General features: G+C 68.3%; 18 protein-coding genes. 10 read left to right on the top strand and 8 right to left on the bottom strand.

Annotated features, from left to right (window positions below):
- Positions 1–57 precede the first annotated feature (57 nt).
- Positions 58–801: an aspartate/glutamate racemase family protein gene (locus AC27L4_RS01365; RefSeq protein ID WP_487140155.1), complete on the top strand. Its 744-nt coding sequence runs from the start codon at positions 58–60 to the stop codon at positions 799–801.
- Between the two features lie 31 nt (positions 802–832).
- Here the strand turns inward: AC27L4_RS01365 and AC27L4_RS01360 are convergent, their stop codons facing one another.
- The 4 genes from AC27L4_RS01360 to AC27L4_RS01345 all read right to left on the bottom strand — a co-directional run bounded on the left by AC27L4_RS01360 (position 833) and on the right by AC27L4_RS01345 (position 5,465).
- Positions 833–1,771 (bottom strand): ABC transporter permease, encoded by a 939-nt coding sequence (locus AC27L4_RS01360; protein WP_487140154.1) that lies wholly within the window; start codon positions 1,769–1,771, stop codon positions 833–835.
- A 1-nt stretch (position 1,772) separates the two neighbouring features.
- Complete coding sequence (locus AC27L4_RS01355; RefSeq protein ID WP_487140153.1) at positions 1,773–2,831, bottom strand: ABC transporter permease; 1,059 nt, start codon at positions 2,829–2,831, stop codon at positions 1,773–1,775.
- 25 nt (positions 2,832–2,856) lie between these two features.
- Positions 2,857–4,362 carry an ABC transporter ATP-binding protein gene (locus AC27L4_RS01350; protein WP_487140152.1) on the bottom strand — a complete coding sequence of 502 codons (1,506 nt, stop codon included), beginning with the start codon at positions 4,360–4,362 and terminating at the stop codon, positions 2,857–2,859.
- Positions 4,363–4,439: 77 nt separating this feature from the next.
- Positions 4,440–5,465, bottom strand: a complete 1,026-nt coding sequence (locus tag AC27L4_RS01345) for a BMP family protein (protein WP_487140151.1) — start codon at positions 5,463–5,465, stop codon at positions 4,440–4,442.
- Positions 5,466–5,593: 128 nt separating this feature from the next.
- Here AC27L4_RS01345 and AC27L4_RS01340 point away from each other — a divergent pair, with 128 nt between their 5' ends.
- The 9 genes from AC27L4_RS01340 (at position 5,594) to AC27L4_RS01300 (ending at position 20,337) form a co-directional block, all read left to right on the top strand.
- The gene (locus tag AC27L4_RS01340) at positions 5,594–6,409 is read left to right on the top strand and encodes a GntR family transcriptional regulator (RefSeq protein WP_487140150.1); all 816 of its coding nucleotides are present in this window, start codon (positions 5,594–5,596) and stop codon (positions 6,407–6,409) included.
- A 96-nt stretch (positions 6,410–6,505) separates the two neighbouring features.
- On the top strand, positions 6,506–7,699 hold the full coding sequence (locus tag AC27L4_RS01335; protein ID WP_487140149.1) for a urate hydroxylase PuuD: 1,194 nt from the start codon (positions 6,506–6,508) through the stop codon (positions 7,697–7,699).
- A gap of 43 nt (positions 7,700–7,742) precedes the next feature.
- The gene (gene puuE / locus AC27L4_RS01330; RefSeq protein ID WP_487140148.1) at positions 7,743–8,696 is read left to right on the top strand and encodes an allantoinase PuuE; all 954 of its coding nucleotides are present in this window, start codon (positions 7,743–7,745) and stop codon (positions 8,694–8,696) included.
- Between the two features lie 44 nt (positions 8,697–8,740).
- Positions 8,741–9,226, top strand: a complete 486-nt coding sequence (locus AC27L4_RS01325) for a nucleoside deaminase (RefSeq protein WP_487140147.1) — start codon at positions 8,741–8,743, stop codon at positions 9,224–9,226.
- Between the two features lie 128 nt (positions 9,227–9,354).
- Entirely contained in the window at positions 9,355–10,800 is a 1,446-nt protein-coding gene (gene xdhA / locus AC27L4_RS01320; protein ID WP_487140146.1) for a xanthine dehydrogenase small subunit, read from the top strand.
- Positions 10,793–13,126: a xanthine dehydrogenase molybdopterin binding subunit gene (gene xdhB / locus AC27L4_RS01315; protein WP_487140145.1), complete on the top strand. Its 2,334-nt coding sequence runs from the start codon at positions 10,793–10,795 to the stop codon at positions 13,124–13,126. Before xdhA ends, xdhB begins: the two co-directional genes overlap by 8 nt.
- Positions 13,127–13,418: 292 nt before the next feature.
- The gene (proA, locus tag AC27L4_RS01310) at positions 13,419–19,415 is read left to right on the top strand and encodes an anti-phage protein ProA (protein ID WP_487140144.1); all 5,997 of its coding nucleotides are present in this window, start codon (positions 13,419–13,421) and stop codon (positions 19,413–19,415) included.
- 165 nt (positions 19,416–19,580) lie between these two features.
- Positions 19,581–19,787 (top strand): type II toxin-antitoxin system TacA family antitoxin, encoded by a 207-nt coding sequence (locus tag AC27L4_RS01305; RefSeq protein WP_487140143.1) that lies wholly within the window; start codon positions 19,581–19,583, stop codon positions 19,785–19,787.
- A gap of 25 nt (positions 19,788–19,812) precedes the next feature.
- The gene (locus AC27L4_RS01300; RefSeq protein WP_487140142.1) at positions 19,813–20,337 is read left to right on the top strand and encodes a GNAT family N-acetyltransferase; all 525 of its coding nucleotides are present in this window, start codon (positions 19,813–19,815) and stop codon (positions 20,335–20,337) included.
- A 144-nt stretch (positions 20,338–20,481) separates the two neighbouring features.
- Here the strand turns inward: AC27L4_RS01300 and AC27L4_RS01295 are convergent, their stop codons facing one another.
- The 4 genes from AC27L4_RS01295 to AC27L4_RS01280 are packed head-to-tail and all read right to left on the bottom strand — an operon-like array spanning position 20,482 to position 23,895.
- Positions 20,482–21,432 (bottom strand): branched-chain amino acid ABC transporter permease, encoded by a 951-nt coding sequence (locus AC27L4_RS01295; RefSeq protein WP_487140141.1) that lies wholly within the window; start codon positions 21,430–21,432, stop codon positions 20,482–20,484.
- On the bottom strand, positions 21,429–22,337 hold the full coding sequence (locus tag AC27L4_RS01290; RefSeq protein ID WP_487140140.1) for a branched-chain amino acid ABC transporter permease: 909 nt from the start codon (positions 22,335–22,337) through the stop codon (positions 21,429–21,431). The genes AC27L4_RS01295 and AC27L4_RS01290 overlap by 4 nt, the downstream gene beginning before the upstream one ends.
- Complete coding sequence (locus AC27L4_RS01285) at positions 22,334–23,077, bottom strand: ABC transporter ATP-binding protein (protein WP_487140139.1); 744 nt, start codon at positions 23,075–23,077, stop codon at positions 22,334–22,336. The genes AC27L4_RS01290 and AC27L4_RS01285 overlap by 4 nt, the downstream gene beginning before the upstream one ends.
- Complete coding sequence (locus tag AC27L4_RS01280) at positions 23,074–23,895, bottom strand: ABC transporter ATP-binding protein (protein WP_487140138.1); 822 nt, start codon at positions 23,893–23,895, stop codon at positions 23,074–23,076. Before AC27L4_RS01280 ends, AC27L4_RS01285 begins: the two co-directional genes overlap by 4 nt.
- Positions 23,896–23,903 lie beyond the last annotated feature (8 nt).

The following is a 23,903-nucleotide window of genomic DNA, read 5'->3' as shown; positions in this document are numbered from 1 at the left end:
TGCAACGTCATTTTGTCTACAATCATGTGCACGATTTTGAAACCGTGGAGCGCCCGCATGCGGATCCTGCTGATCAACCCGAACACCAGCGCCTTCGTCACCGAGCGGGTCGCCGCCGAGGCCCGGCGGATCGCCGCGCCGGGCACCGAGATCATCGAGGTCACCGGCCGCCTCGGTCCCGCCATCGTCAGCGGCCGGGCCGAGGACGCGCTCGCCGCGACCGAGGCCATGGGGCTGGCGGCGGAGCACGCGGGCGATTGCGACGCCGTGGTGCTCGCCATTTCCTTCGACAGCGGCCTGAGGGCGCTGCGCGAGATGCTGACCATCCCCGTCGTCGGCATGAGCGAGGCGGCGATGCTGGCGGCCTGCACCGTGGGCGGGCGCTTCGCCATGGTCACCTTCGGCAACCGCGCGGCGCCGATCTATGCCGAGCTCTGCCAGGGCTACGGCCTGGGCGGACGGCTCTCGCGGTCGCTGTCGCTGGCGCCGCTGTCGGACGCGGAGATGCGCGATCCCGCGCTGATCCTGCCGCGGCTCGCCGAGGCGATCGACCGGACGGTGGCCGAGGACGGCACGGAGGCTGCCATCCTGGCCGGCGCCATCTTCGCCGGGATCACCGATGCGGTGGCCGACCGCGTCGGCATTCCCGTGCTCAACGGCGTCGCCGAGGCGGTCGGCATCGCCGAGATGCTGGTCCGGGTCCGGCCGCGCAAGGCGCGGAGCGGCAGCTACCAGTTGCCGGCGGCCAAGACGATCGCCTGGCCGAACGCGGCCCTGGCCGCCCGCTTCGCCGCGTTCTGACCGCGGCCGGACGGAGCGGCGGGCGCCGGGATCAGCGCTCGCCGCGGAAATAGGGAATGCCCAGCCGGCTCGGCTCCTCCGACTGCTGGCGCTTGACGATCATCAGGACGATGGCGGCGACATAGGGCAGGGCCAGGAAGATCTGGTAGGGCAGCGCCACGCCGACACCCTGGATCTGCAGCTGCAGCGCATCGAGGAAGGCGAAGACCAGCGCCGCCAGCAGGATCCCCGTCGGCCGCCAGTTGCCGGCGATGACGATGACCAGTGCGAGCCAGCCGCGGCCGGCGGTGATGTCGGGCACGAAGCGCACGGTCGAGGCGATGGTGACGAAGGCGCCGCCGATGCCGATCATCATGCCGCCGGCGACGACGGCCCCATATTGGCGCGCCGTGACGCTGAGGCCGCGCGTGTCGATCACCTTCGGGTTCTCGCCGAGGCAGCGGATCTCCAGGCCGTACTTCGTGCGGTAGAGGAAGAACCAGACCGTCGGCACCATCAGGAAGGCGACATAGGTCAGGAGCTTCTGCTGGAAGAAGATCGGCCCGACATAGGGGATGTCGGCGAGCAGCGGAATCGGGACATTGGCGAAGATCTCGATGGTCGGCATCGCCTGCCCTTCGAAGTAGAGCTTGTAGAACAGGATCGACAGGCCGGAGCCGACCATGTTCATCGCCAGTCCGGTCACCACCTGCTCGACCTTCAGGGTCGCAGCCATGAACACCATGAGCAGGGCCATCAGCCCGCCCGTCACGATCCCGGCCAGGAGCCCGACCCAGAGCGATCCCGATGCGAAGGTGGCGAAGAACGAGGTGAACGCCGCCATCAGCATCGTGCCCTCGACGCCGAGATTGAGGATGCCGGCCCGCTCGGTGATCAATTCGCCCAGCGCGGCGAAGATCAGCGGCGTAGCGATCCGGACCGTCGCGGCCAGGATGCTGATGATGATGGTCTGCGTGAAGAGGTCGCTCATGTCAGCCGCCGATCTTCACCCGGTAGCGCGCCAGCGCCGTGGTGATCAGGAAGAAGAGGAGGACGATCGCCTGCACCACGAGGGTGAGCGCGGAGGGTACGCCGGTCGCGATCTGCATGTTGACGCCGCCGGTCGAGAGCCCCGCGAACAGGATCGCGACCGGCACCACGACCAGGGGCCGCAGCCCGGCCAGCATCGCCACGACGATGCCGGCGAAGCCGAAGCCGACGGAGATGTCCGGGCGCAGGCGGAAATGCGTGCCGAACACCTCGGCGACGCCGGCGAGGCCGGCAAGGCCGCCGCTGATCAGCATGACGATGATCGCGGTGTGGCCGACGTGGATGCCCTTGAAGCGCGACGCCACCGGGTTCTGCCCGACCGCTTTGATCTCGTAGCCGAGGGCGGTGCGGCTCAGCAGGACGTGGATGGCGACCGCCGCCGCGAGCGCCAGCAGGAAGCCCAGGTGCAGCTTGGTGCCGGGAACCAGCGCGGGCAGCGCCGCCGACGCCGCGATCCGCGACGATTGCTGGTAGAAGGAGGTCGTGTCGCGCCAGTTGTTCACCAGGAGGTAGGACAGGCCGAAGCGGATGACGTAGTTGAGCATCACCGTCGACAGCACCTCGTTCACCGCGAAGCGCGAACGCAGATAGCCGGCAAGGCCGCCCAGGGCGGCGCCGCCGACGAAGCCGGCGACCAGGACGATCGGCAGCAGCACGATCGCCGGCAGGCCGGCGCAGACGAGATAGGCGCCATAGCCGGCGATGGCGCCGGCATAGAGCTGGCCCTCGGCGCCGATGTTCCAGATCTTGGCGCGGAACGCCACCGTGACCGCCACGCCGGTGAGGATCAGCGGGCTGGCCCGCAGCAGCGTCGTGACGATCGCCGCCTGGCTGCCGAAGGCGCCGTCGCAGATCGCCGCCAGGGCGCGCAGCGGCGAGGCGCCGGCGGACCACAGCAGCAGAGAGGACGCTGCCAGGGACAGGACGATCGCCGCGGCGACCGCGAGCGCGCCGCCCGCCAGGGACGGCTCGAGCCTCTTCTCAAACGCAAGCTTCGGCATGGCGTGATCGGTCTTTCAATTGCTGCTAGTCGGCGCCATGCCCGGCCATCATCAGGCCGATGCGCTCCAGATCGATCTCGCCGGAGCGGAAGCTGCCGACGATCCGGCCCTTGAACATCACGACGATGCGGTCGGCGATGCTGGCGAGCTCGTTGAGCTCCTCGGAGGCCACCAGGATGCCGAAGCCGGCCTTTCGCTTGGCCAGGAGCTGCTCCATCATGTATTCGATCACCCCGACGTCGAGGCCGCGCGAGGGCTGATTGGCGAGGATGACCTTGGTCGCCTGGGAGAACTCGCGCGCGACGATAACCTTCTGGGCATTGCCGCCCGAGAGGGTCCCCGCCCTCGTCGCTTCGGACGGGGCGACGATGTGAAACTGCTCGATCGCCTCGCGCGCGAACTGCCGGGCCTTCGCCAGGCGCAGGAAGCCCCGGCTCATGAAGCGGCTGCTGCGCTGCGCACCCAGGATGATGTTGTCGGCGATGTTGAAGGCGGGGATGAGCCCCTCCTTGAAACGGTCGTCGGGAATGTAGCCGACGCCGTAGCCCCCCATCTGGCGGGGCGAATGGTTGGTGACGTCCCGACCGTCGAGGGTCACCGAGCCGGCGAAGGCCCTGCGGACGCCCATCAGCACCTCGAACAGTTCCTTCTGGCCGTTGCCGGCGACGCCGGCGATGCCGACGATCTCGCCGCGGCGCAGGTCGAAGCTGAGGCCGTCCAGCGCGTTCTGGCCGCGCTCGCCCTTGGCGCGGAGGTCGGCGGCGCGGACGACGATCTCGCCCGGCGCCTGCGCGTCGACACGCGCCACGGCCTTGAGCTCGCGCCCGACCATCATGTTGGTGAGCTCGGCCTTGGACGAGCGGGCCGTGATCGCGGTGGCGACCTTGCGGCCCTTGCGCAGCACGGTGACGCGGTCGGACTGCATCACCTCGTTCAGCTTGTGGCTGATCAGCACCACCGACATGCCGTTGGCGGTCATGGAGCGGAAGATGCCGAACAGGCGCTGGGATTCCTGCGGCGTCAGCACCGCCGTCGGCTCGTCCATGATCAGGAGCCGGGCGCCGAGGTAGAGCGCCTTGACGATCTCCACCCATTGCTGTTCGCCGACCGAGAGCTGCCAGACCTTGGCGTCGAGGTCGATGGCGACGCCGTACTGCCCGGAAATCCGGCGCAGCGCCTCGCGCGCCTTGGCCAAGTCCAGCACCATGCCGGCGCCGTCGGTGCCGATGACGATGTTCTCCAGGACGCTCAGCGTCGGCACCAGCACGAAATGCTGGTGCACCATGCCGATGCCGTTGCGGATGGCATCGGCGGGCGACCGGATCTCGACCTTGCGGCCGTCGAGGATGAACTCGCCCGCGTCCGGCTGGTAGTAGCCATAGATGCATTCGGCCAGGGTCGACTTGCCGGCGCCGTTCTCGCCGAGCAGGCAATGGATCTCGCCCGGCATGATGTCGAAGCTGATGTCGTCATTGGCGACGACCTGATGGAACCGCTTCGTCAGATTCCGGGCTTCAAGCAGAGGCTGCATCCGGACCCGCTCCCGACCTGGTGGATATTCGCCGGCCCCGGTATGGTCCGGGGCCGGGACCGGCTCGACGGCGCCCGTCAGTCGGACACGGGCAGAGCGGTGTTGAGCTCGACCTTGACCGCGCCGGACACGATGTCGTCATGCGCCTTCTTCACCGCCTGCTTGACGTCGTCGGGGACCTTGGCGTCGAACTGGCCGTAGCCGCTGAGGCCGCCGCCGCCCTGGGCCATGGTGAACCAGACCGGCTCCATCGGCGCCGCATAGGGCTGGCCGGTCTGCTTGTGCTTCTTCCACTGCTCGATGATGTAGTTGATCTGCGGCTCCCAGTTCACGAGCACGCTGAGCGGCACGGCCGACGGCGCGATCTTGGCGCTGTCGATGTACTGGCCGATGCACATGATCTTGCGCTCTTCGCAGACCTGGAACGATTCCCCGAGCTGGAAGATGATGTCGGCGCCGGCCGAGATCTGGGCATTCGCCGCCTCGGACGCCTTGGCGGGGTCGTACCAGCTCTCGATGAAGGTCACCTTGACCTTGCTGTCGGGCGCCACCGAGCGCGCGCCGGCCCGGAAGGCGTTGACCACGTCGTTGACGTCGTCGGCGGGGAACAGGCCGACCACGCCCAGCACCTTGGACTTGCTCGTCAGCCCGGCGAAGACGCCGGCGGCATAGGCCGGCTCGTGGATGTGCATGTAGATGAGGTAGGAATTGCCGCCCAGCGGCCGGTTGCCGCCGCCGACCGTCACGAACAGGATGTTCGGGAACTCGTCCTTGAGCGCCTCCACCTCGTCGGAGTAGGAGCTGTGGGCCCAGATGACGTCGTACTTGCCGGTCTCGGCATAGCCGCGAATGACGCTGGCGGCCGTGTCGGCATAGACGTTCTCGGTGTATTTGAGCGTGAGCTTGAGGCCCCCGGGCGCCGCATCCTGGATCTTCTTGAACGAATCCAGCCAGGCCCTGGCCCAGGCGTTCTCGACGCCCGACGGCAGCACCGCCGCCACGTTAAGGGTGCTGGGCTCCTCCGCCCGCGCAGCCGCCGTCGCCCACAGCGACAGGCCCAGCATCAACAGCACCTGGGCGACCCAGGTTCGCAAATTCGCCATGTTCTCCTCCGGTTCGGCCGTTAAGACCTCTTTTGCCCAGACCGTAGCAGCCATACGGATTGTGGACAATAGGATTTTTTATTGTACACTATGGGTCATGAAATTTTCGAAAGAACCCGGCCGGTCGCTTGTCGACAATCGCGCTGCCGCTGAGGCGTCGAGCGCCGCCGCCGTCATGGACAAGCGCGCCGTGGATACTTATTTTATGCATCCAGATTCGCTCGCCCCGCAGGAAAGATGATCTCTTGAGCCGGCCACCCAAAGCTCGCCGCGCCCGGTCCCGCGAGCAGGTCATTAGTGAGGAAATCCACCGCGCCATTGCGGAACGCCGGCTTCTGCCCGGGGCAAAGCTCACGGAAGAAGCCCTGTGCGAAGTCTTCGATGTCAGCCGAGCCCGCATCCGGAAGGTTCTTCTACTGCTGGCCAAGGAAAACGTGGTCCAGCTCGAGCCCAATCGCGGCGCCTTCGTCTGGCGCCCGACGGTCCGCGACGCCCGGAACGTGCTGCATGCCCGCCGGGTCATCGAACTGGAGATCATCAACGGCGCGGTGGCCCATGCGACCGCGGCCGACATCGCCGAGATGCGCCGCATCATCGCCGAGGAAAAGAAGGCGCTGGCCGCCAGCGACTACTCGCGCTCGATGCGCCTGTCCGGCGAATTCCACATGGCGCTGGCCGAAAGCGCGCAGAATCCCATCCTCAGCGAGTTCCTGTCCGGGCTGATCTCGCGTTCCTACCTGATCCTGGCGACCTACCAGAAGCGGGATTCGCGGATCTGCCCGCAGACGGATCACGAGGACATCGTCGCGCTGATCGAGAAGCGCGACCTTGCCGGCGCGCTGGCGGCGCAGCGGCACCATTTCGGCCACATCGAGAACGAGCTCGACCTGTCGGAGAAGCAGCCCTCCAGCCTGACCCTCAAGCAGATCTTCGCGGGCGCATAGACAGCCGATCTCCTCCTGTTGACAACGCAGGATCACATTGTACACAATATGATCCAGGATGGTTCAATAGCGCCTCGGCGCGCATGAAGAGCGATCATGCCGGAGCTTCTCGATTGGTTGGCCATCCTGCTGCGATGGGGTCACGTGATGGCGGGCATCGCCTGGATCGGGACCTCGTTCTATTTCAACTGGTTCGACCTCTCGGTCCGCCCGCCGGCCGATCCGGTGCTGCAGCAGCGGGTCCGCGGCACGCTGCACGAAGTGCATGGCGGCAGCTTCTACTACACCGAGCAATATTGGCCGACTGAAGCGCCCGCCCGGCTGCTGGCGCATGCCGGCCCGGCCCAGCTGACCTTCCTGACCGGCCTCGGGCTCCTGTCGCTGTTCTACTGGTACGGGGCCGACGCCTATCTCATCGATCCGCAGGTCGCGCACCTGTCGAAGGGCCACGGCATCATGCTCAGCGCCGGCGCGCTGGCGCTGGCCTGGCCGCTCTACAACAAGCTCTGCCGGACCGTGCAGGACGACCGGCTCGTCTTCCTGTGGATGGCGGCGGCGACCGTCGCCGCGGCCTGTCTGTTCAGCCACCTGTTCGGCGGCCGCGCCGCCTTCATCCAGGTCGGCGCGATGCTGGGCTCGATCATGGCGCTCAGCGTGCATTTCGTCATCATCCCCAACCATATCGCCATGGTGCGGCAGATCAGGGCAGGTGCGCCGCTCGACATCGCCCATGGCGAGCGGGCCAAGCGGGTGTCGCAGCACAACAACTATTTCACCCTGCCGGTGGTGTTCGCCATGCTGTCGATCCACTTCCCGCTGGCGACGGGGCACCCGCTGAACTGGGTGATCCTGGTGCTGGTCATGGGATTCGGCGTGGCACTGCGGCACTGGCGCAACGTCATCTTCAAGAAAGGCTATTCGGACCGGCGGCTGCTCGTCGGCGCCTTCGTCCTGCTGGCGGCGGCCGTCGGCCTGTCGAAGACCGACGTCTCGACCACCGCCGGCGCCCCGGCCGGCGCGGCGGCGCCGACCGCCCCTCAGATCATGGCGATCGTGCAGGCGCGCTGCGTCACCTGCCACTCCGACCATCCGACCAACGCGACCTTCACCACCGCGCCGGCAGGCTTCCGCCTCGACACGATCGAGCAGGTGAAGGCCGGCGCCGACAAGATCATGCAGCGTGCCGTGCGCAGCCGCGACATGCCGCTCAACAACGTCACCGCCATGACGGACGCCGAGCGGGCCGTGCTCCATGCCTGGCTCACCTCGGCGCAAGGCGGCTCGAAATGACGGCGAACGGCCCGGACGCGGCTTCAATCCTGGATCGACTGGCATGAACGACATGCTTTCCTTTGCCGACCAATCATCCTACCCCCGCGACCTTGTCGGCTATGCCGATCGCCCCCCGGCGCAGTGCTGGCCGAACGGCGCGCGCCTCGCGGTGCAGTTCGTCGTCAACTACGAGGAGGGCGGCGAGAACTCGGTCCTGCACGGAGACAGCAAGTCGGAGGCCTACCTGACCGAGCTGGTGGGGACGCAGCCCCTGCACGAAGCCAGGAGCCTGACGATCGAATCGCTCTACGAATATGGCAGCCGGGTCGGCTTCTGGCGCCTGCTGAAGCTGTTCAACGACCGCGAGCTCAAGGTCACCGCCTTCGCGGTCGCCATGGCCCTGCAGCGCAATCCGCGCGTCGCCGAAGCGCTGGCGGCGGGCGGCCACGAGATCGCCAGCCATGGCTGGCGCTGGATCGACTATCACGGCGTCGACGAGGCGACGGAGCGCGAGCATATCCGGCTGTCGATCGAGACGATCCGGGCGCTGACCGGCTCGCGGCCGCTGGGCTGGTACACCGGGCGGGTCAGCCTCAACACCCGCCGCCTCGTCGCCGAGGAAGGCGGATTCCTCTATGACGCCGACTCCTATGCCGACGACCTGCCCTATTGGGAGCTGGTGGGCGGCAAGCCGCAGCTGATCGTGCCCTACACCCTCGACGTCAACGACATGAAGTTCGGCGCCATGCAGGGCTTCAATTCCGGCGACCAGTTCTTCACCTATCTCAAGGACAGCTTCGACTGCCTCTACGCCGAGGGCGAGACGCAGGGACGGATGCTGTCCGTCGGCCTGCATTGCCGCATCGCCGGCAAGCCCGGCCGCATCCAGGCGCTGGCGCGCTTCCTCGACTACATCCAGGGCTTCGACGACGTCTGGATCTGCCGGCGCCTCGACATCGCCCGCCACTGGCGCGAACGCTACCCGTTCGAAGCGGGCGGGCAGCGCGCCGCCTGACGAAGCCGGCCGAGCCGGACAGAACAGCAGAAGGGAGTGACATGATGACGTTCAGCAAGGAGCAGGATCTCGCCTTCCTGCAGGCGGCGATCGAGGTTTCGCGCAAGTCGCGCCAGCACGGCAACCATCCGTTCGGCTGCGTCCTGGTCGACGGCGACGGCAGGATCGTGCTGGAATCGGAGAACAGCTACACCACCGACAAGGGCCCCGGCCACGCCGAGACGAACCTTGCCCGCAAGGCGGCGACCCAGTTCGAGGAGGACTATCTGCGCGGCTGCACGCTCTACACCTCCGTCGAGCCCTGCTGCATGTGCGCCGGCACCGCCTACTGGGCCGGGCTGGGCGCCGTCGTCTTCGGCATGACCGAGGCGCGCCTGGGCGAGTTGACCGGCGACCACCCCGAGAACCTGACCATGGACCTGCCCAGCCGCACCGTGTTCGCCTCCGGGCGCCGGCCGGTGGCGGTCCGCGGGCCGTTCCCCGAGCTCGAAGCGGCGATCCTGGACGTCCACAAGGGCTTCTGGGACTGATCGGAGACGCCGCCGGCCGACGGTCGGGCGGCGGCGTTGCCCGGCGACGGGCGGTGCGAAGGTCTTCGCGGGAGGGCGAGGTGGATACCGACGGGACGGACCGCTGCAGGTCCACGATACGCTTCCTGATGGGCGGGAAGGTGCGGGAGGTCGAGGCGGCCGATCCGACCACGACCGTGCTCGACTATCTGCGCCTGGAGGCCGGACGCAAGGCGACGAAGGAAGGCTGCGCCGAAGGCGATTGCGGCGCCTGCACGGTCGCGATCGGCGACATGATGGACGGGCGCCTGCGCTATCGCGCCGTCAACAGCTGCATCCAGTTCCTGCCGATGCTGGACGGCAAGCATCTCCTGACGCTGGAGGATCTTGCCGGCAAGGACGGACTGCATCCGATCCAGGAGGCGATGGTCGATCGCGACGGATCGCAATGCGGCTTCTGCACGCCGGGCTTCGTCATGTCGATGCATGCGCTGTCCCAGGACACGGCCGAGCCGAGCATCGCCGAGGTCGAGGACGCCCTGGCGGGCAACCTGTGCCGCTGCACCGGATACGGGCCGATCATCGCCGCGGCCATGGACGGCTGCAAGGCGGCGCATGAGCGCGGGCTGACGCCGGCCCGGCCCGACGCCGCCGAGGCGCTGCGGACCATCGCCGCGGACGAGCGTCCCCTCGCCGTGCAGGCCGGGGATCGCAGCTTCCGGGCACCGCGCTCCCTGGAGCAACTGATCGCCTGCCTGGAGGAGACCCCGACGGCGACGATCCTCGCCGGCGCGACGGATGTCGGCCTCTGGGTCACCAAGCGCCATATGCGCCTGCAGCACATCGTCTCGGTGGCGGCCGTGCCGGAGCTGCGGCAGATCGTCGAGGAGGCCGACCGCCTCGTCATCGGCGCAGCGGTGACCTACCAGGACCTGCACGCCAGGCTCGGCGCGTATCATCCCGACTTCGGCGAGCTGGTCCGGCGGCTCGGCTCCCGCCAGGTGCGCAATCAGGCCACGATGGGCGGGAACATCGCCAACGGCTCGCCGATCGGCGACGGTGCGCCGGCCCTGATCGCGCTCGGCGCGCGCCTCGTCCTCAACGGCGTCTCGGGACGCCGCGAGCTGCCGCTCGAGGCGTTCTTCATCGCCTACGGCAAGCAGGACCGCCGGCCGGGCGAATTCGTCGAGGCCGTCATCCTGCCGAAGATGCGGCCTGGCCAGGCCTTCGCCGCCTACAAGATCTCCAAGCGCTTCGACCAGGACATCTCGGCCGTGTGCGGCGCCTTCAGCCTGCGCCTCGCCGACGGCATGGTGGAGGACGTCCGCATCTGCTTCGGCGGCATGGCGGCGACGCCGAAGAGAGCCGCGACGTGCGAGGCCGCCCTCGTCGGCCGGCCCTGGTCGCGCGAGACGGTCGATGCGGCCGTCCTGGCGATGCGGCAGGACTACGCGCCGATCACCGACATGCGGGCCAGCGCCTCCTATCGCAGCCGCGTGGCCGGAAACCTGCTGCGCAAGTTCCATATCGAGACGACGGAAGGCGGGACCGCCACGCGGGTGATCGAGACGAGGACGGAGCGCGCCCATGCTTGACGATCGCCGGCAGGCCCCTTCCCTCGACCGCATCCGCGGCGCGGTCCATGACCGGCTGCAGCACGACAGCGCCCGCAAGCACGTCACCGGCACGGCCGAGTACATCGACGACCTGCGCGAGCCGGCCGGGACGCTGCACCTGCTTCTCGGCCGCAGCCCCGTGGCGCATGGCCGCGTCACCGCCTGCGACCTCGCAGCGGTCGAGGCGGCTCCCGGCGTGGTGTGCGTGCTGACGGCCGCCGATATTCCCGGCACCAACGACTTCAGCCATGGCGGCACCGCGGACGACCGCGTCCTGTCGGACCGGCTGGTCGAATATGCCGGCCAGGTGATCTACGCCGTGGTCGCCGAAACGCTTCACGACGCGCGCCAGGCGATCAAGCTGGCCCGGGTGACGATCGAGGAATTGCCGCCGGTGCTCGACGTCGACGAGGCGGCGCGGCAGGGCTTCTACCTGGCGCCGCCGCGCACGCTGGCGCGCGGCGACAGCGCCGCGGCCATCGCCGCGGCCCCCCATCGCCTCAAGGGCCGCGTCTCCAGCGGCGGGCAGGAGCATTTCTACCTGGAGGGCCAGATCTCGCTGGCGATCCCGGCCGAGGACGGCGCGGTGACGATCCTGTGCTCGACGCAGGACCCTTCCGCCGTCCAGCACATCGTCTCGCGGGTGCTGGCGGTGCCCTCCAACCACGTCACCGTCGAGACCCGGCGCCTGGGCGGCGGCTTCGGCGGCAAGGAAACGATGGCGACGCATTTCGCGGCGCTGGCGGCGGTCGCGGCGCTGAAGACCGGCCGGCCGGCCAAATGCCGCCTCGACCGCGACGACGACATGATCATCACCGGCAAGCGCCACGAGTTCTTCGTCGACTATGACGTCGGCTTCGACGACGACGGCATGCTGCTCGGCGTGGAGCTCGATTTCTACGCCCGCTGCGGCAATTCCCTCGACCAGTCCGTGCCGGTAATGAACCGGGCGCTGTTCCACGCCGACAACTGCTACTTCCTGCCCAATGCCCGCTTCACCGGCCATGTCTGCAAGACGCATACGGTGACCGCGGTCGCCTTCCGCGGCTTCGGCAGCCCGCAGGGCATGTTCGCGATCGAGCGCACCATCGACGCGGTCGCCTATCACCTCGGGCTCGATCCCCTCGAGGTCCGCAAGCGGAACTTCTACCGCAAGGGCTTCGACACCACGCCGTTCGAGGCGGTGGTCGAGGACACCATGCTGCAGCGCCTCGTCCCCGAGCTGGAGGCCTCGTCGGACTATCATCGCCGCCGCGCCGAGATCGCCGCGTTCAACGCGGCCTCGCCCTGCCTGAAGAAGGGCCTCGCGCTGACGCCGATCAAATACGGCGTCGGCTTCGGCGTGAACTTCCTCAACCAGGGCGGGGCGCTGCTGCACGTCTACGAGGACGGCTCGGTGACGCTCAACCATGGCGGCATCGAGATGGGCCAGGGCCTGTTCCTGAAGGTGGCCCAGGTCGTGGCCCAGGAGCTGCAGATCGACGTCGACTGCATCCGCCTGACCGCCACCTCCACCGACAAGGTGCCGAACACCGTCGCCACGGCGGCCTCGTCGGGGACGGACCTCAACGCCGCCGCCGCCCGGATCGCCGCGGCCAAGATCAGGCGGCGCCTCGTCGCCTTCGCAGCGGAGCACTTCAAGGTCGGGGAAGACCAGGTGAGCTTCCTGCCGAACCGCATCCGCGTCGGCAACCAGGACGTGCCCTTCCGCGAGATGGTCCATCTGGCGTACATGGCCCGCGTCGCGCTCTCGGCCTCCGCCCACTACAAGTCGCCGCTCAACACCTACGACCCGGAACGCCTGACGGGGCAGCCGCACCGCTACTACGCCTATGGCGCGGCCGTCGCCGAGGTGATCGTCGACACGCTCACCGGCGAGAACAAGGTGACGCGCGTCGACATCCTGCACGATGTCGGCAAGTCGCTGAACCCGGCGATCGACTTCGGGCAGCTCGAGGGCGGCTTCATCCAGGGCATGGGCTGGATGACCACCGAGGAGCTCGTCTGGGACGCGAAGGGCCGGCTGACCACCCATGCCCCCTCGACCTACAAGATCCCCGCCTGCAGCGACCGGCCGCGCGACCTGCGCATGGCCTTCACCGAGTGGAGCGAGAACGCGGCGGAATCGGTCTACAAGTCGAAGGCGATCGGCGAGCCGCCGCTGTGCCTGGGCATCTCCGTCTTCTCCGCCCTGTGCGACGCGGTGCGCCAGGCCCGCCCCGACCGGCCCTGGCCCGGCATGAACGCCCCCGCCACCGCGGAGGCGATCCTGAACGCCATCGACCGGGCGGCCGACAGTGCGTGATTGAGCTGCCGGATACCGTACACCGAGAGCCGGCATGGCCGTCCCTCGCTGCTTAGGGCACGATGTGACGCCGAGCATCTCACTCGACGGGACGTGAACCGTCGCGGCAATCGCTGCGTCACACGACGCAGGAGTATCGCGGCACTTGCGGATCGATTTGGAAACGTCTGTCAAGGGGGAGGACGTTTCGCTCCAGATACCCCAATCGAGAAGGTGCATATATCCTTACATCGCAATGTCCTGATCTGAATCGTTGGGTTATATCCTACGATTCCGGGGAGGGCGGATCGAGATGGACGGTGTCGAGAGAGAGGGCGTCGGAGAACAGGTTGCACCGGACGCAACGTCGATCGAGATCCGCGCAGATATCGCGACGACCCTCACCTACGCATCCTATCAAAACGCCATCCCGGTCATTCGATCGATCTCGATCAGGAACTCCACCGACCGACAGTTCGAAAACTGCCGGATCGAGCTTGTCTCAGCCCCGCCGTTTCTGCGCTCGAAAGTCTGGACCATTGACAGGATCGCGGTCGGCGACGCGCTGTCCCTCGGCGACCGGAGGGTCGAGCTCGATGCGCGCTACCTCGGCGGCCTCAACGAGGCGGAGCGAGGCGAGATCAGCCTCAGCCTTTCGGCGAACGGCGAGATCATCGCGCAGCAGCACCTGCCGGTGCGACTGCTGGCACGCGATGAGTGGGGCGGGGTCGGCGACATGGCGCAACTCCTGCCGGCCTTCGTCCTCCCCAACGATCCGGCCGTCGCAAATCTCCTGCGGGCAGCCGCCGACCGGCTCGCGGCGCATGGTCGCCCCTCCGGCCTGGATGGCTATCAGAGCGACAGCCCGGCGCGGGCCTTCCTGCTTGCCGGCGCGATCTATTCTGCCGTCGCAGGTCTTGGGCTGCATTATGCGGAGCCACCCGCAAGCTTCGAGCAACGCGGCCAGAAGGTCCGGCTTCCCGGCGTCGTCGCCGCAGACCGCCTCGCAACCTGTCTCGACACAGCCCTGCTGTTTGCCGCCGCCCTGGAAGCGGCCGGCCTCAATCCGCTCCTGCTCCTGTTCCGCGACCATGCCGCGATCGGCGTCTGGCTGACGAAGCGGACGCAGTCGAGCGCCATCGAGCCCGATCTGATGGAGGTTCGAAAGGCGCTGGCCGGGCGCGAGTTGATCGTCTTCGAGACCACCGGCGTGACACATCGGCCGCCGCTGACGTTCGAGCATGCGCAGCAGGTTCTGACGCCACGCCTGGAAGGAGAGCAGGCCGCGGGCTTCGTCGCCGCCATCGACGTGCGCCGGTCGCGCGGCAACGGCATCACCCCCCTGGCTTCGCACGAGCCGTCGCGGAGCGGCGCCGACGAGACGGACGCACCGACGGCCGATCTGCCTCTCCCCGCCGTTCCCGACGCCGGCCTGCTCCCGCCCGAGCCGCTGGAGGCCAAGCCGACGACCGCGGCCGGCCGCATCGACCGATGGCAGAAGAAGCTGCTCGACCTGACGCTGCGCAACAGGCTTCTGAATTTTCCGGATTCGAAGAAGACAGTTCCCTTCCTCTGCACCGATCTGCCTCATCTGGAGGACCGCCTCGCGAGCGGCGCGACCATCCGCCTAGTTTCGCTGCCGGAACAGAACCCGCACGGTGGGCGCGACCCGTCGCTCTACCGCGAGCTCAAAGGCCGCGATCTCGACCGGGGCTTCGCCGCCGAGGCGCTGGCGCGCGACGAGCTCGCTTCCAGCCTGGACCAGAAGGCTCTGGAAGCACGCCTGATCGAGCTGCATCGGCAGGTGAAGAACGATTTCGCCGAGGGCGGCGCCAACACCCTGTTCCTGGCGGCAGGCTTCCTGCGCTGGAAGAGGAAGTCCGCCGATGAGAGAAGTTATCGGGCTCCCCTGCTCCTTGTTCCCGTCAAGCTCGACCGACGCAGCGCGACGTCGCAATTCAACCTGCGCTTCCATGAGGACGAGCCTCGCTTCAACGCAACACTGCTCCAGTTCCTGGAACGCGAGTTCGGCCTGTCCCTGCCGCAGTTCGCCGGCGATCTGCCGCGTGACGGCAGCGGCATCGATGTCCTGCGCGTTCTCGATGCCGTGCGCCAGGCCGTGCGCGAGGTGCAGGGCATGGAGGTCATCGACGAGGCAGCTCTCTCCACCTTCTCCTTTGCCAAGTTCCTGATGTGGAAAGATCTGGTCGAGCGCACCGATGCCCTGCGCCAGAACCGGGTCGTGCAGCACCTGATCGATACGCCCGAGCAGGCCTTTCCTGGCGGCCACGGCGCTTTCCGTGACGAGCGCGATCTCGATCGTCACTACGCGCCGGCAGATATCGTCTCCCTTCTGCCGGCCGACTCCTCCCAGATCGCGGCCAGCATGGCGGCGGCCGAAGGGCGTGACTTCGTCATTGTCGGCCCTCCGGGCACGGGCAAGAGCCAGACCATCGCCAACATGATCGCCAACTGCCTGGCCGTCGGAAAGACCGTGCTCTTCGTGGCGGAGAAGACAGCCGCGCTCGATGTCGTCCACCGGCGCCTGCGCGAGCACGGACTCGGCGACCATTGCCTGGAATTGCATTCCAGCAAGGCGGATCGCCGCAGCTTCATCGCCCAATTGCGCCGGTCCTGGGAGAAGGGCGGACGCGGAGCACCCTCCGAATGGATCGAAGTCAACGAGAAGCTGAAGATTCGGCGTGATCTGCTCAACGCTTATGTTGCAGCGCTGCACCGCCGGGCGACAAACGGGCTGAGCCCCTACACGGCTCTGGGAGTGGCACTGCGCGGCAGGGAGCATTACGCACCCGAGCTGGCATGGCCGTCGATCGATGCGCACGACGCGGCGCGGCTACGGGAGATCGAGGAACTCGCAGCGGAACTCGGGCGTACCTTCGCAGTGGTGGAAAGGCGCCCCGCCGTCGCGCATATCGACGTGCCGGACTGGAGCCAGGCCTGGCAGGAGGAACTGCTGAAAGCCGCGAACGATCTGCGCCGTCGCAGCCGACACCATCGCGCGGTTCTTGCAACCTTTCTCGGTGCCATCGGCCTGGAGGGGAAGGATGATATGTCCTGGGTCGAGATCGAGCGTTTCGGCACCCTTGCCGCCACGCTTCGCGAGACCGGAGGCACGGATCGACGGATCGCCTTCGACCCCGAATTCAGTCAGCTCGACGGGGCGCTCGTCGAACTGGAACGCTTGATTGCCGCCTACCGAGAGGCGGAGGCTGGCCTGACGGCCTGTTTCACGCGGGATGCCGTCGCCCGCGTCCCGGTCGCCGCGATCGAAGACGCGTGGCGCAAGGCGGCCGCCTCTGCCTGGCCCCTGGGCTGGCTTGCGCAACGGCGCGTGAAGCAAGATCTCCAACGCCACGCCGAGTCGGGAACGCCGGCGCCGGAGCACGACCTGCCCCGCCTGCGGCTGATGCAGGAGAGCCGCAGCGCGATCGAGGCAAGCCGCCTCGCCGGCCGGACGGCGGATTTTCGCGGGCTCGATACCGATGTCGCCGCGGTCAGGCAGCAACTCGCGCATGCCGCCCGGCTGCGCGAAAGCCTGCTGCACCTCGGCCGGACCGCCGACGACGTGCGAAGGATCGTTCTGGCGATCGCCTCGGCTCTGCACGGCCACGCCGAAGCGAGCCCGGTCCACATCGCAGCGGCCGAGTATCATGACAGCCTCTCCGCGCTCCGTGAGGACATGACCCGCTTCGCGGCCGTTGCCGGCAGCGAACTCCCGGCATGGTCCGGCGTGTCCTCGCTGGAGGAAATGGCCTCGACGATGGATGCCCTTGCCGAAGCGCGCCATCTGCTTCGGGATTGGGCAAGCTGGTGCCGCGTCCGCCAGAAGGGCGTGGCCCATGGCCTGGGACCGCTCGTCGCGGATCTCGAACGCGGCGCCATCGAGCCGGCCGGGACGCTGGAGGCTTTCAGACTCGCCTATGCTCGCTGGTGGCTGCCGCCGAAACTCGATGCGGACCCCGTTCTCCGTGACTTTCGTCGTTTCCAGCACGAACATGCCATCACGGAGTTCCGGGACATCGACGACATGGTCCGTGCCCAGGCCGCTACGCGCGTGGTCTCGGTCATCGCCCATGACCTGCCGTCGACGTCGAGTGTCGCCCGCAATTCGGAGCTCGGACTGTTGCGCCATCAGATGGAATTGCAAAGGCCCAGCCGCTCGATCCGCGAAATGATCGGGGCGATGCCGTCGAGCTTCTCCAAGCTTGCGCCGTGCATGCTGATGTCGCCCCTGTCGATTGCGCAATACCTGCCGCCGAACCAGGCCTTGTTCGACGTCGTGATCTTCGACGAAGCGTCCCAGATCACGACGTGGGACGCGGTCGGCGCGATTGCGCGCGGCCGCCAGACGATCATCGTCGGCGATCCGCGCCAGTTGCCGCCGACGAACTTCTTCGGACGCAACGAGGAGGACGAGGAGATCGCCGAGCACGAGCGCGACCTGGAAAGCATCCTCGACGAGGCGAAGGCCGCCGGGATTCCCGTTCGCGACCTGCGTTGGCACTATCGCAGCCGCCATGAATCGCTGATCGCCTTCTCGAACGCCCATTACTATCAGAACCGCCTGATCACCTTTCCATCCCCGGTGGTGGATGACCGGGCCGTCCGTCTCCGGCGAGTCCCGGACGGCATCTACGATCGGGGCAAGAGCCGGACCAACCGGATCGAGGCGAAGACGCTGGTCGAGGATGCTGTCCGGCGCCTGCGCGACTGGCTGAAGCTCGAAGAGCACAGCCGGCCGACGCTCGGCGTCATCACTTTCAACAGCCAGCAGCAGACGCTGATCCAAGACCTTCTCGACGATGCGCGCCGCGCTGAACCGGAGCTGGAATGGTTCTTCGCCGAAGAGCGGATCGAGCCCGCCATCGTCAAGAACCTGGAGAACGTCCAGGGCGATGAGCGCGATGTCATCCTGTTCTCGATCACCTTCAGCAAGGATGCGGCGGGAAAGCGGACCGTGGATTTCGGCGCGCTCAACCGCGACGGCGGCGAGCGACGGCTCAATGTCGCCGTGACACGGGCTCGGCAGGAACTCGTCGTCTTCTCCGGCTTCACCGCCGATCAGATCGACGGCGAGCGGACGAAGGCGACGGGCGTCCATCACCTCAAGACTTTTCTTGATTTCGCCGACCGCGGCGTCATCGCGCTCTCGGCTCGGGACGAAGGCTCGCAAGGTCAGGCGGATTCCCCGTTCGAGGAGGCCGTCGCAGCCGGCCTCGAACGCCTCGGGTGGCACACGATCCCCCAGGTCGGCGTCTCGGGCTTTCGCATCGATATCGGCATCCGGCACCCGGATCTGGCCGGGGCCTATCTGGCCGGCATCGAATGCGATGGCGCCACCTATCACAGCGCCGCGACGGCCCGCGACCGCGACAAGGTGCGCGAGCAGGTACTGCGCGGCCTCGGGTGGAACATCCTCAGGGTCTGGTCGACGGACTGGTGGTTCGATCCGGCGGGCGCCATCCAACGGCTCCATGGAGCCCTGAATGATCTTCTCGAGCGCAGCCGCGAAAGCAGGGCAGCGCCCGAGACGGCCGGGGAGACGGTTCGCTGGGACATGGGCCACGAAATCGATCCATCTCAAAGCGGCGCGGAGCCCGAAGATGGGATGGAGACTTTCCCTGACGCCCCCTCATCGGGGCGCGAGGACGACAATGCGGCGGACGAGCGCACCGGGCGGCCGGCAATCGATCCCGAGGCCGGAACCGGCAAGGCGCAGGGCGCGGTGATGGATGTGCGACTGGCCGGGCACGCCGGCACAAGCACTGCCGGCTCCTCCTCGCCCTACACGGTGACAGATTTATCCTCGTTCGCCATCGAACCGGACAACTTCTTCGAGTTCGGCTATCGGCAAACGCTGCAGGCGATGATCGGCGCCATCCTCGCCTGCGAAGCCCCTCTGCGCGAGGATATCCTGTTTCAGCGGATTGCGCGGGCCCATGGCTGGCTGCGCACCGGCGGCCGCATCCGCGAGCGTATCATGATGCATCTGCGCCATGTGGACCGCACCGAAGAATCGAGCGGCGCCTTCGTGTGGGCACCCGGAGCCGTGGTCGACGTCCTGCCCTACCGAGCCCCCGCGGACCCGGCAGCCCGGCGCTCCATCCCGGAAATCCCGCTCGCGGAACTGGCGTCCATTCTCCTGGACAACCGGGATCTGCTCGACGAGAAGGATCCGGCGCTCGCTTTCGCCCGCCTCCTGGGGGTGGAGCGATTGGCGGCGGCTTCACGCGCCCGGCTGGAGGAAGCCATCACGCGCGTCACGTTGCGGACCGGGCCGGCATCCTGAGGACTCGCCGTCGAAGATTTCGTCGGCGGGATAGCGTGACGCAACTCCCTGAACAGCCCGGCATCTGGCCGTACATCGCAGGCAGATGGAAGAATGGCCATGGCTCACTCACAAAGACAGAGCATCCCGGCAGCTCGCAGGCGAGGTGAGCGGCAGGAAGCTCGCGTGACGGCGGAACAGAAGGCTCTGATCGAACATGCCGCAGCCCTCGAAGGGCGCAGCATCACCGATTTCGTGCTGGCCAGCGTTCAGGACGCTGCCAAACGCACCATTGCGGAGCACGAAATGATCCAGCTCAGCGTCATTCGTGGAAGCGCTCCTCAACCCGCGGGAACCCGGTCGGCGGATGCGGGAGAGCGTGGCGACCTATAAGGCGCTGATCGGCGACAAATAGACGATGAGCGCCGCCGCGAAGCCCATCATAGAGCGTCTTGACACGAAGCGGCATGATCGCGCGGCCTTCTCCTGCGGCGTCGACGCCCTGGATCGTTATCTACGATCGCAGACTGGCCAGGATATACGCCGACGCGTGGCGGCACCCTATGTGCTGTTGGAGCCACCGTCCCTCGACATCGTCGGCTTCCGCACCCTCTCGAACACCTCCATTCAAGCGGCAGAATTGCCGGCGGCGTTTGTCGAGAAACCGCCGCGCCAGCCCGTCCTGCCGACCACACTGCTCGGCCGCCTGGCAGTCGCCGCGGACCGACGGGGCGGTGGGCTCGGGACGTTTCTCCTTCTCGACGCCCTCCGGCGCTGCCTGCGAAGCGAGACGGCCTCCCTCGCGGTCGCGGTGGACGCCAAGGACGATGCCGCGATATCGTTCTGCGAGCGACACGAGTTTCTTCGGTTTCCCGATCAGTCCAACCGCCTCTTCAAGCCGATGACCGAGATCGAAAAACTGTTCGGAGGGTCGGGGGCATAGGGGGCAGGCTCTGAACGGATGCCCATCGCGGTCGGCACCGCCGCCGGCTGGTCCATGCTCTTCGACACCCGGAGGAGCGGCCGCATCGGATTGCCGGGCATCGCCGGCTCGACCGGCCGCCGAAGCCTGGCGTCGCGCACCCGGTCAGGCCTTTCGCCGCGCCACGCCACCGAGCTTCTCGCTCAGGAGGCCGCGCGGCCGGTAGAGCAGCACCAGGCAGAGGCCGACGCCGATGGCGGCGATCTGCAGGGCGCTGGCGCGGGCCTGCAGCTCCGGCGGCACCAGGGCGGAGATGGCCGCGCCCGAGACGCTCCACAGCGCCCAGACCACCACCGCGCCGAGGATGGCGCCGCGATTGTTGCCGGAGCCGCCGACGATCAGCATGGTCCAGACTTGGAAGGTAAAGTTCGGCAGGTAGTTGTTGGGCGCGATGAAGCCGATGAAATGAGCGTGGACCGCGCCGCCCAGCCCCATGATCGCGCCGCCGATGGCAAAAGCCTGCAGGCGGTAGCGCACGCTGTCCTTGCCGAGCGACAGGGCCGCCGTCTCGTCCTCGCGGATGGCGCGCAGCACCCGGCCCCAGGGGCTGCGGGCCAGGCGTTCCAGCGCCAGGTACACCGCCGCCACCGCCAGGACCGCCAGCGCCAGGTTGCCGGCGCCGAAGAGCAGCGGCTGGTCGGCGACGGATTCGAAGGCCCGCGGGATGAAGCCGATGCCGAACGGGCCGCCGGTGAGCCACTGCACGTTGAGCGCCACGAGGTGGATGATGACGGCGACGCCGAAGGTGGTGATGGCGAGATAGTCGGCGCGCAGCCTGAGGGTGATGGCGCCGATCGCCAGGGCGATCGCCCCCGCCGCCAGCATGGCGCCGAGCCAGCCGGCGGCGACCGGCAGGCCGAAGCCGCCGAGATGAGTGGCGGAGGCCGGCGTCGTCAGGATGGCCGAGGCATAGGCGCCGACGGCGACGAAGCCGGCGACGCCGACATTGAACAGGCCGGTCATGCCCCATTGCAGGTTGAGGCCGAGGCAGACGATGGCGAAGGCCATGGCCGTGGTCAGGAAGAAGGCGCCGTAGGCGATGATGGCGAGCGTCATGCCCGGCCTCCGAACAGGCCGCGCGGGCGGACCAGCAGCATGGCGATGAGCAGGGCGAAGGCGGCTCCGGCGCGCCATTCGGCCCCGATGAACTGCACCGTCGCCGCCTCGGCGATGCCGATGACGATGCCGCCGACGATGGCGCCCGGCACGCTGCCGATGCCGCCGAGGATCGCGGCGGAGAACAGCGGCAGCAGCAGGTCGAAGCCCATATAGGGCCGGATCTGCACGAGGATGCCGGTCATGGTGCCGGCCGCGGCGGCCAGCGCGCCGCCGAGGATCCAGGTCAGCCGCACCGTGCCCTGCACGTCGATGCCGGCGACGCGCGCCAGCATCGGGTTCTCGCTCACCGCCCGCATCGAGCGCCCGGCCTGGCTGCGCTCGATGAAGAGATGCACCGCGACCAGCAGCACGAGCGTGAGGCCGGCCAGGGCCGCCTGGTCCGGGGTGATGCGCAGGCCGTGACCGAGACGCAGCGCGATCTGCAGCTCGCGGCTGAAATAGACCGGGCTGGAGGAGAAGGTGAACTCGATCAGGCTGCGCAGCGCCATCGAGGCGCCGAAGCTGGCCATCACCACGACGATGACGCTGCTCTTCTCGCGCAGCCGCCGGAACAGCAGGGCGTCGAGGACGAGCGCCAGCAGCGCCGTCACCAGCATGGCGAGCGCCCCGGCGGCCAGCACGGCCCAGGAGAAGGAGAACGGCTCCAGAGCCGGCAGGCTGCCGCCGGCCAGGGCCGCGACGGTGAAGCTGATCGTCCAGGCGACATAGGCGCCGAAGGTCATCAGCTCGCCATGGGCGAAATTGGCGAAGCGCAGGATCGAATAGGTCAGCGTCACGCCGATGGCGCCGAGTCCGACCATCAGGCCGGTCATCAGGCCGTCGATGAGGAATTGCAGGCTCACGGACGCCCCTCCAGCACCGCCCGGCGGCCGCCGAGATAGAGCTCGGCGATGGCCGGATCGTCGAAGAGGCTCGCGGCCGGCCCCTCGTGGCGCTCCCGGCCCTCGGCGAGGATCACGCCGCGGTCGGCGATAGCGAGGGCGGCGCGGGCGTTCTGCTCGACCAGCACCACCGTCACCCCGGCGCCGCGGATCTCGGCGAGCTTGGCGAACACCATCTCGACCAGCTTGGGCGACAGGCCTGCCGACGGCTCGTCGAGCATCAGCACGTCGGGCGAGACGATCAGCGCGCGGGCGATGGCCAGCATCTGGCGCTGGCCGCCGGAGAGGCGGCCGGCGGACAGGCCGCCGCGCCCGGCCAAATCCGGGAACAGGGCGTACATCTCGCGGATGCGCGCCTCGCGGGCCGGGGCCGGCAGCAGGCCCGCGGCCAGGCGCAGATTGTCGTCGATCGACATGGCGGCGAAGACGTTCTCGGTCTGCGGCACGAAGCCGAGGCCGCTGCGCGCCAGCCGGTGGGTCGGCAGGCCGGTGATGACGGCGCCGCGCAGGGCGACGGAGCCGGCGCTGACCGGCACCAGCCCGGCGATCGCCTTGATCAGCGTCGACTTGCCGGCCCCGTTCGGCCCGAGGATGGCGACGAACTCGCCGCGCGCCACCTGCAGCGAGACGCCGTTGAGGATCGGCACGCCCGGGTCATAGCCGGCGACCAGGCCGGCGACGGTGAGGATCGGCGCGGTCATGCGGCGACGCCGCCGAGATAGGCCTCGATGACCCGCCGGTCGCGCGAGACGACGGCCGGCGGCCCCTCGGCCAGCAGCCGGCCCGAGGCCAGCACCAGCACGCGCCCGCACAGCCGCGAGACCAGATCCATGTTGTGCTCGATCAGCAGCACCGTGGTGCCGCGGCGCTTGAGCTCGGCGATCCGCTCGATGATCACCTCCAGGAGGCTCGGATTGACGCCGGCCGCCGGTTCGTCGAGCAGGATCACCTTGGGCTCGGCCATCAGCACGCGGGCGAGCTCCAGGAGCTTGCGCTGGCCGCCGGAGAGGACGCGCGCCGGCTCGTCGGCCAGCCGGGCCAGGGCGACGAAGTCGATGAGCGCCATGGCCTTGTCGCGGGCGGCGCGCTCGGCGCGGGCGACGCGGCCGGGCGCGAGCCAGTTGGGCAGGATGCGCTCCCCCGCCAGCCCCTGGCAGCCGAGCAGGACGTTCTCCAGGACCGTCATCTGCGGGAAGGGCCGCGGGATCTGGAAGGTGCGGCCGAGCCCGGCGGAGAGGCGCCGATGGGCCGGCAGGCGCTCGATCGGCCGGCCGGCGAGCAGGATGCGGCCGGACGTGGGCGCCTGGCTGCCGGCGAGGCAATCGAACAGCGTGGTCTTGCCGGCCCCGTTGGGGCCGATCAGGCCGAGGATCTCGCCGCGCGCCAAGGTGAAGGAGACGCCGTCCACCGCCGCGACCCCGCCGAAACGCTTGACGACCGCCTCGGCCGCCAGCAGCGGCTGCGGGTCACCGGGAGCCTCCCGGTCGGATGGGGGCACGGGCCCGGATTGTGCCTGCATCACGATTG

Source organism: Labrys sp. Lb11 (genome assembly GCF_057554225.1).
Note: the sequence above shows the minus strand (reverse complement) of the source record. Positions and strands in the feature narration are given on the sequence as shown.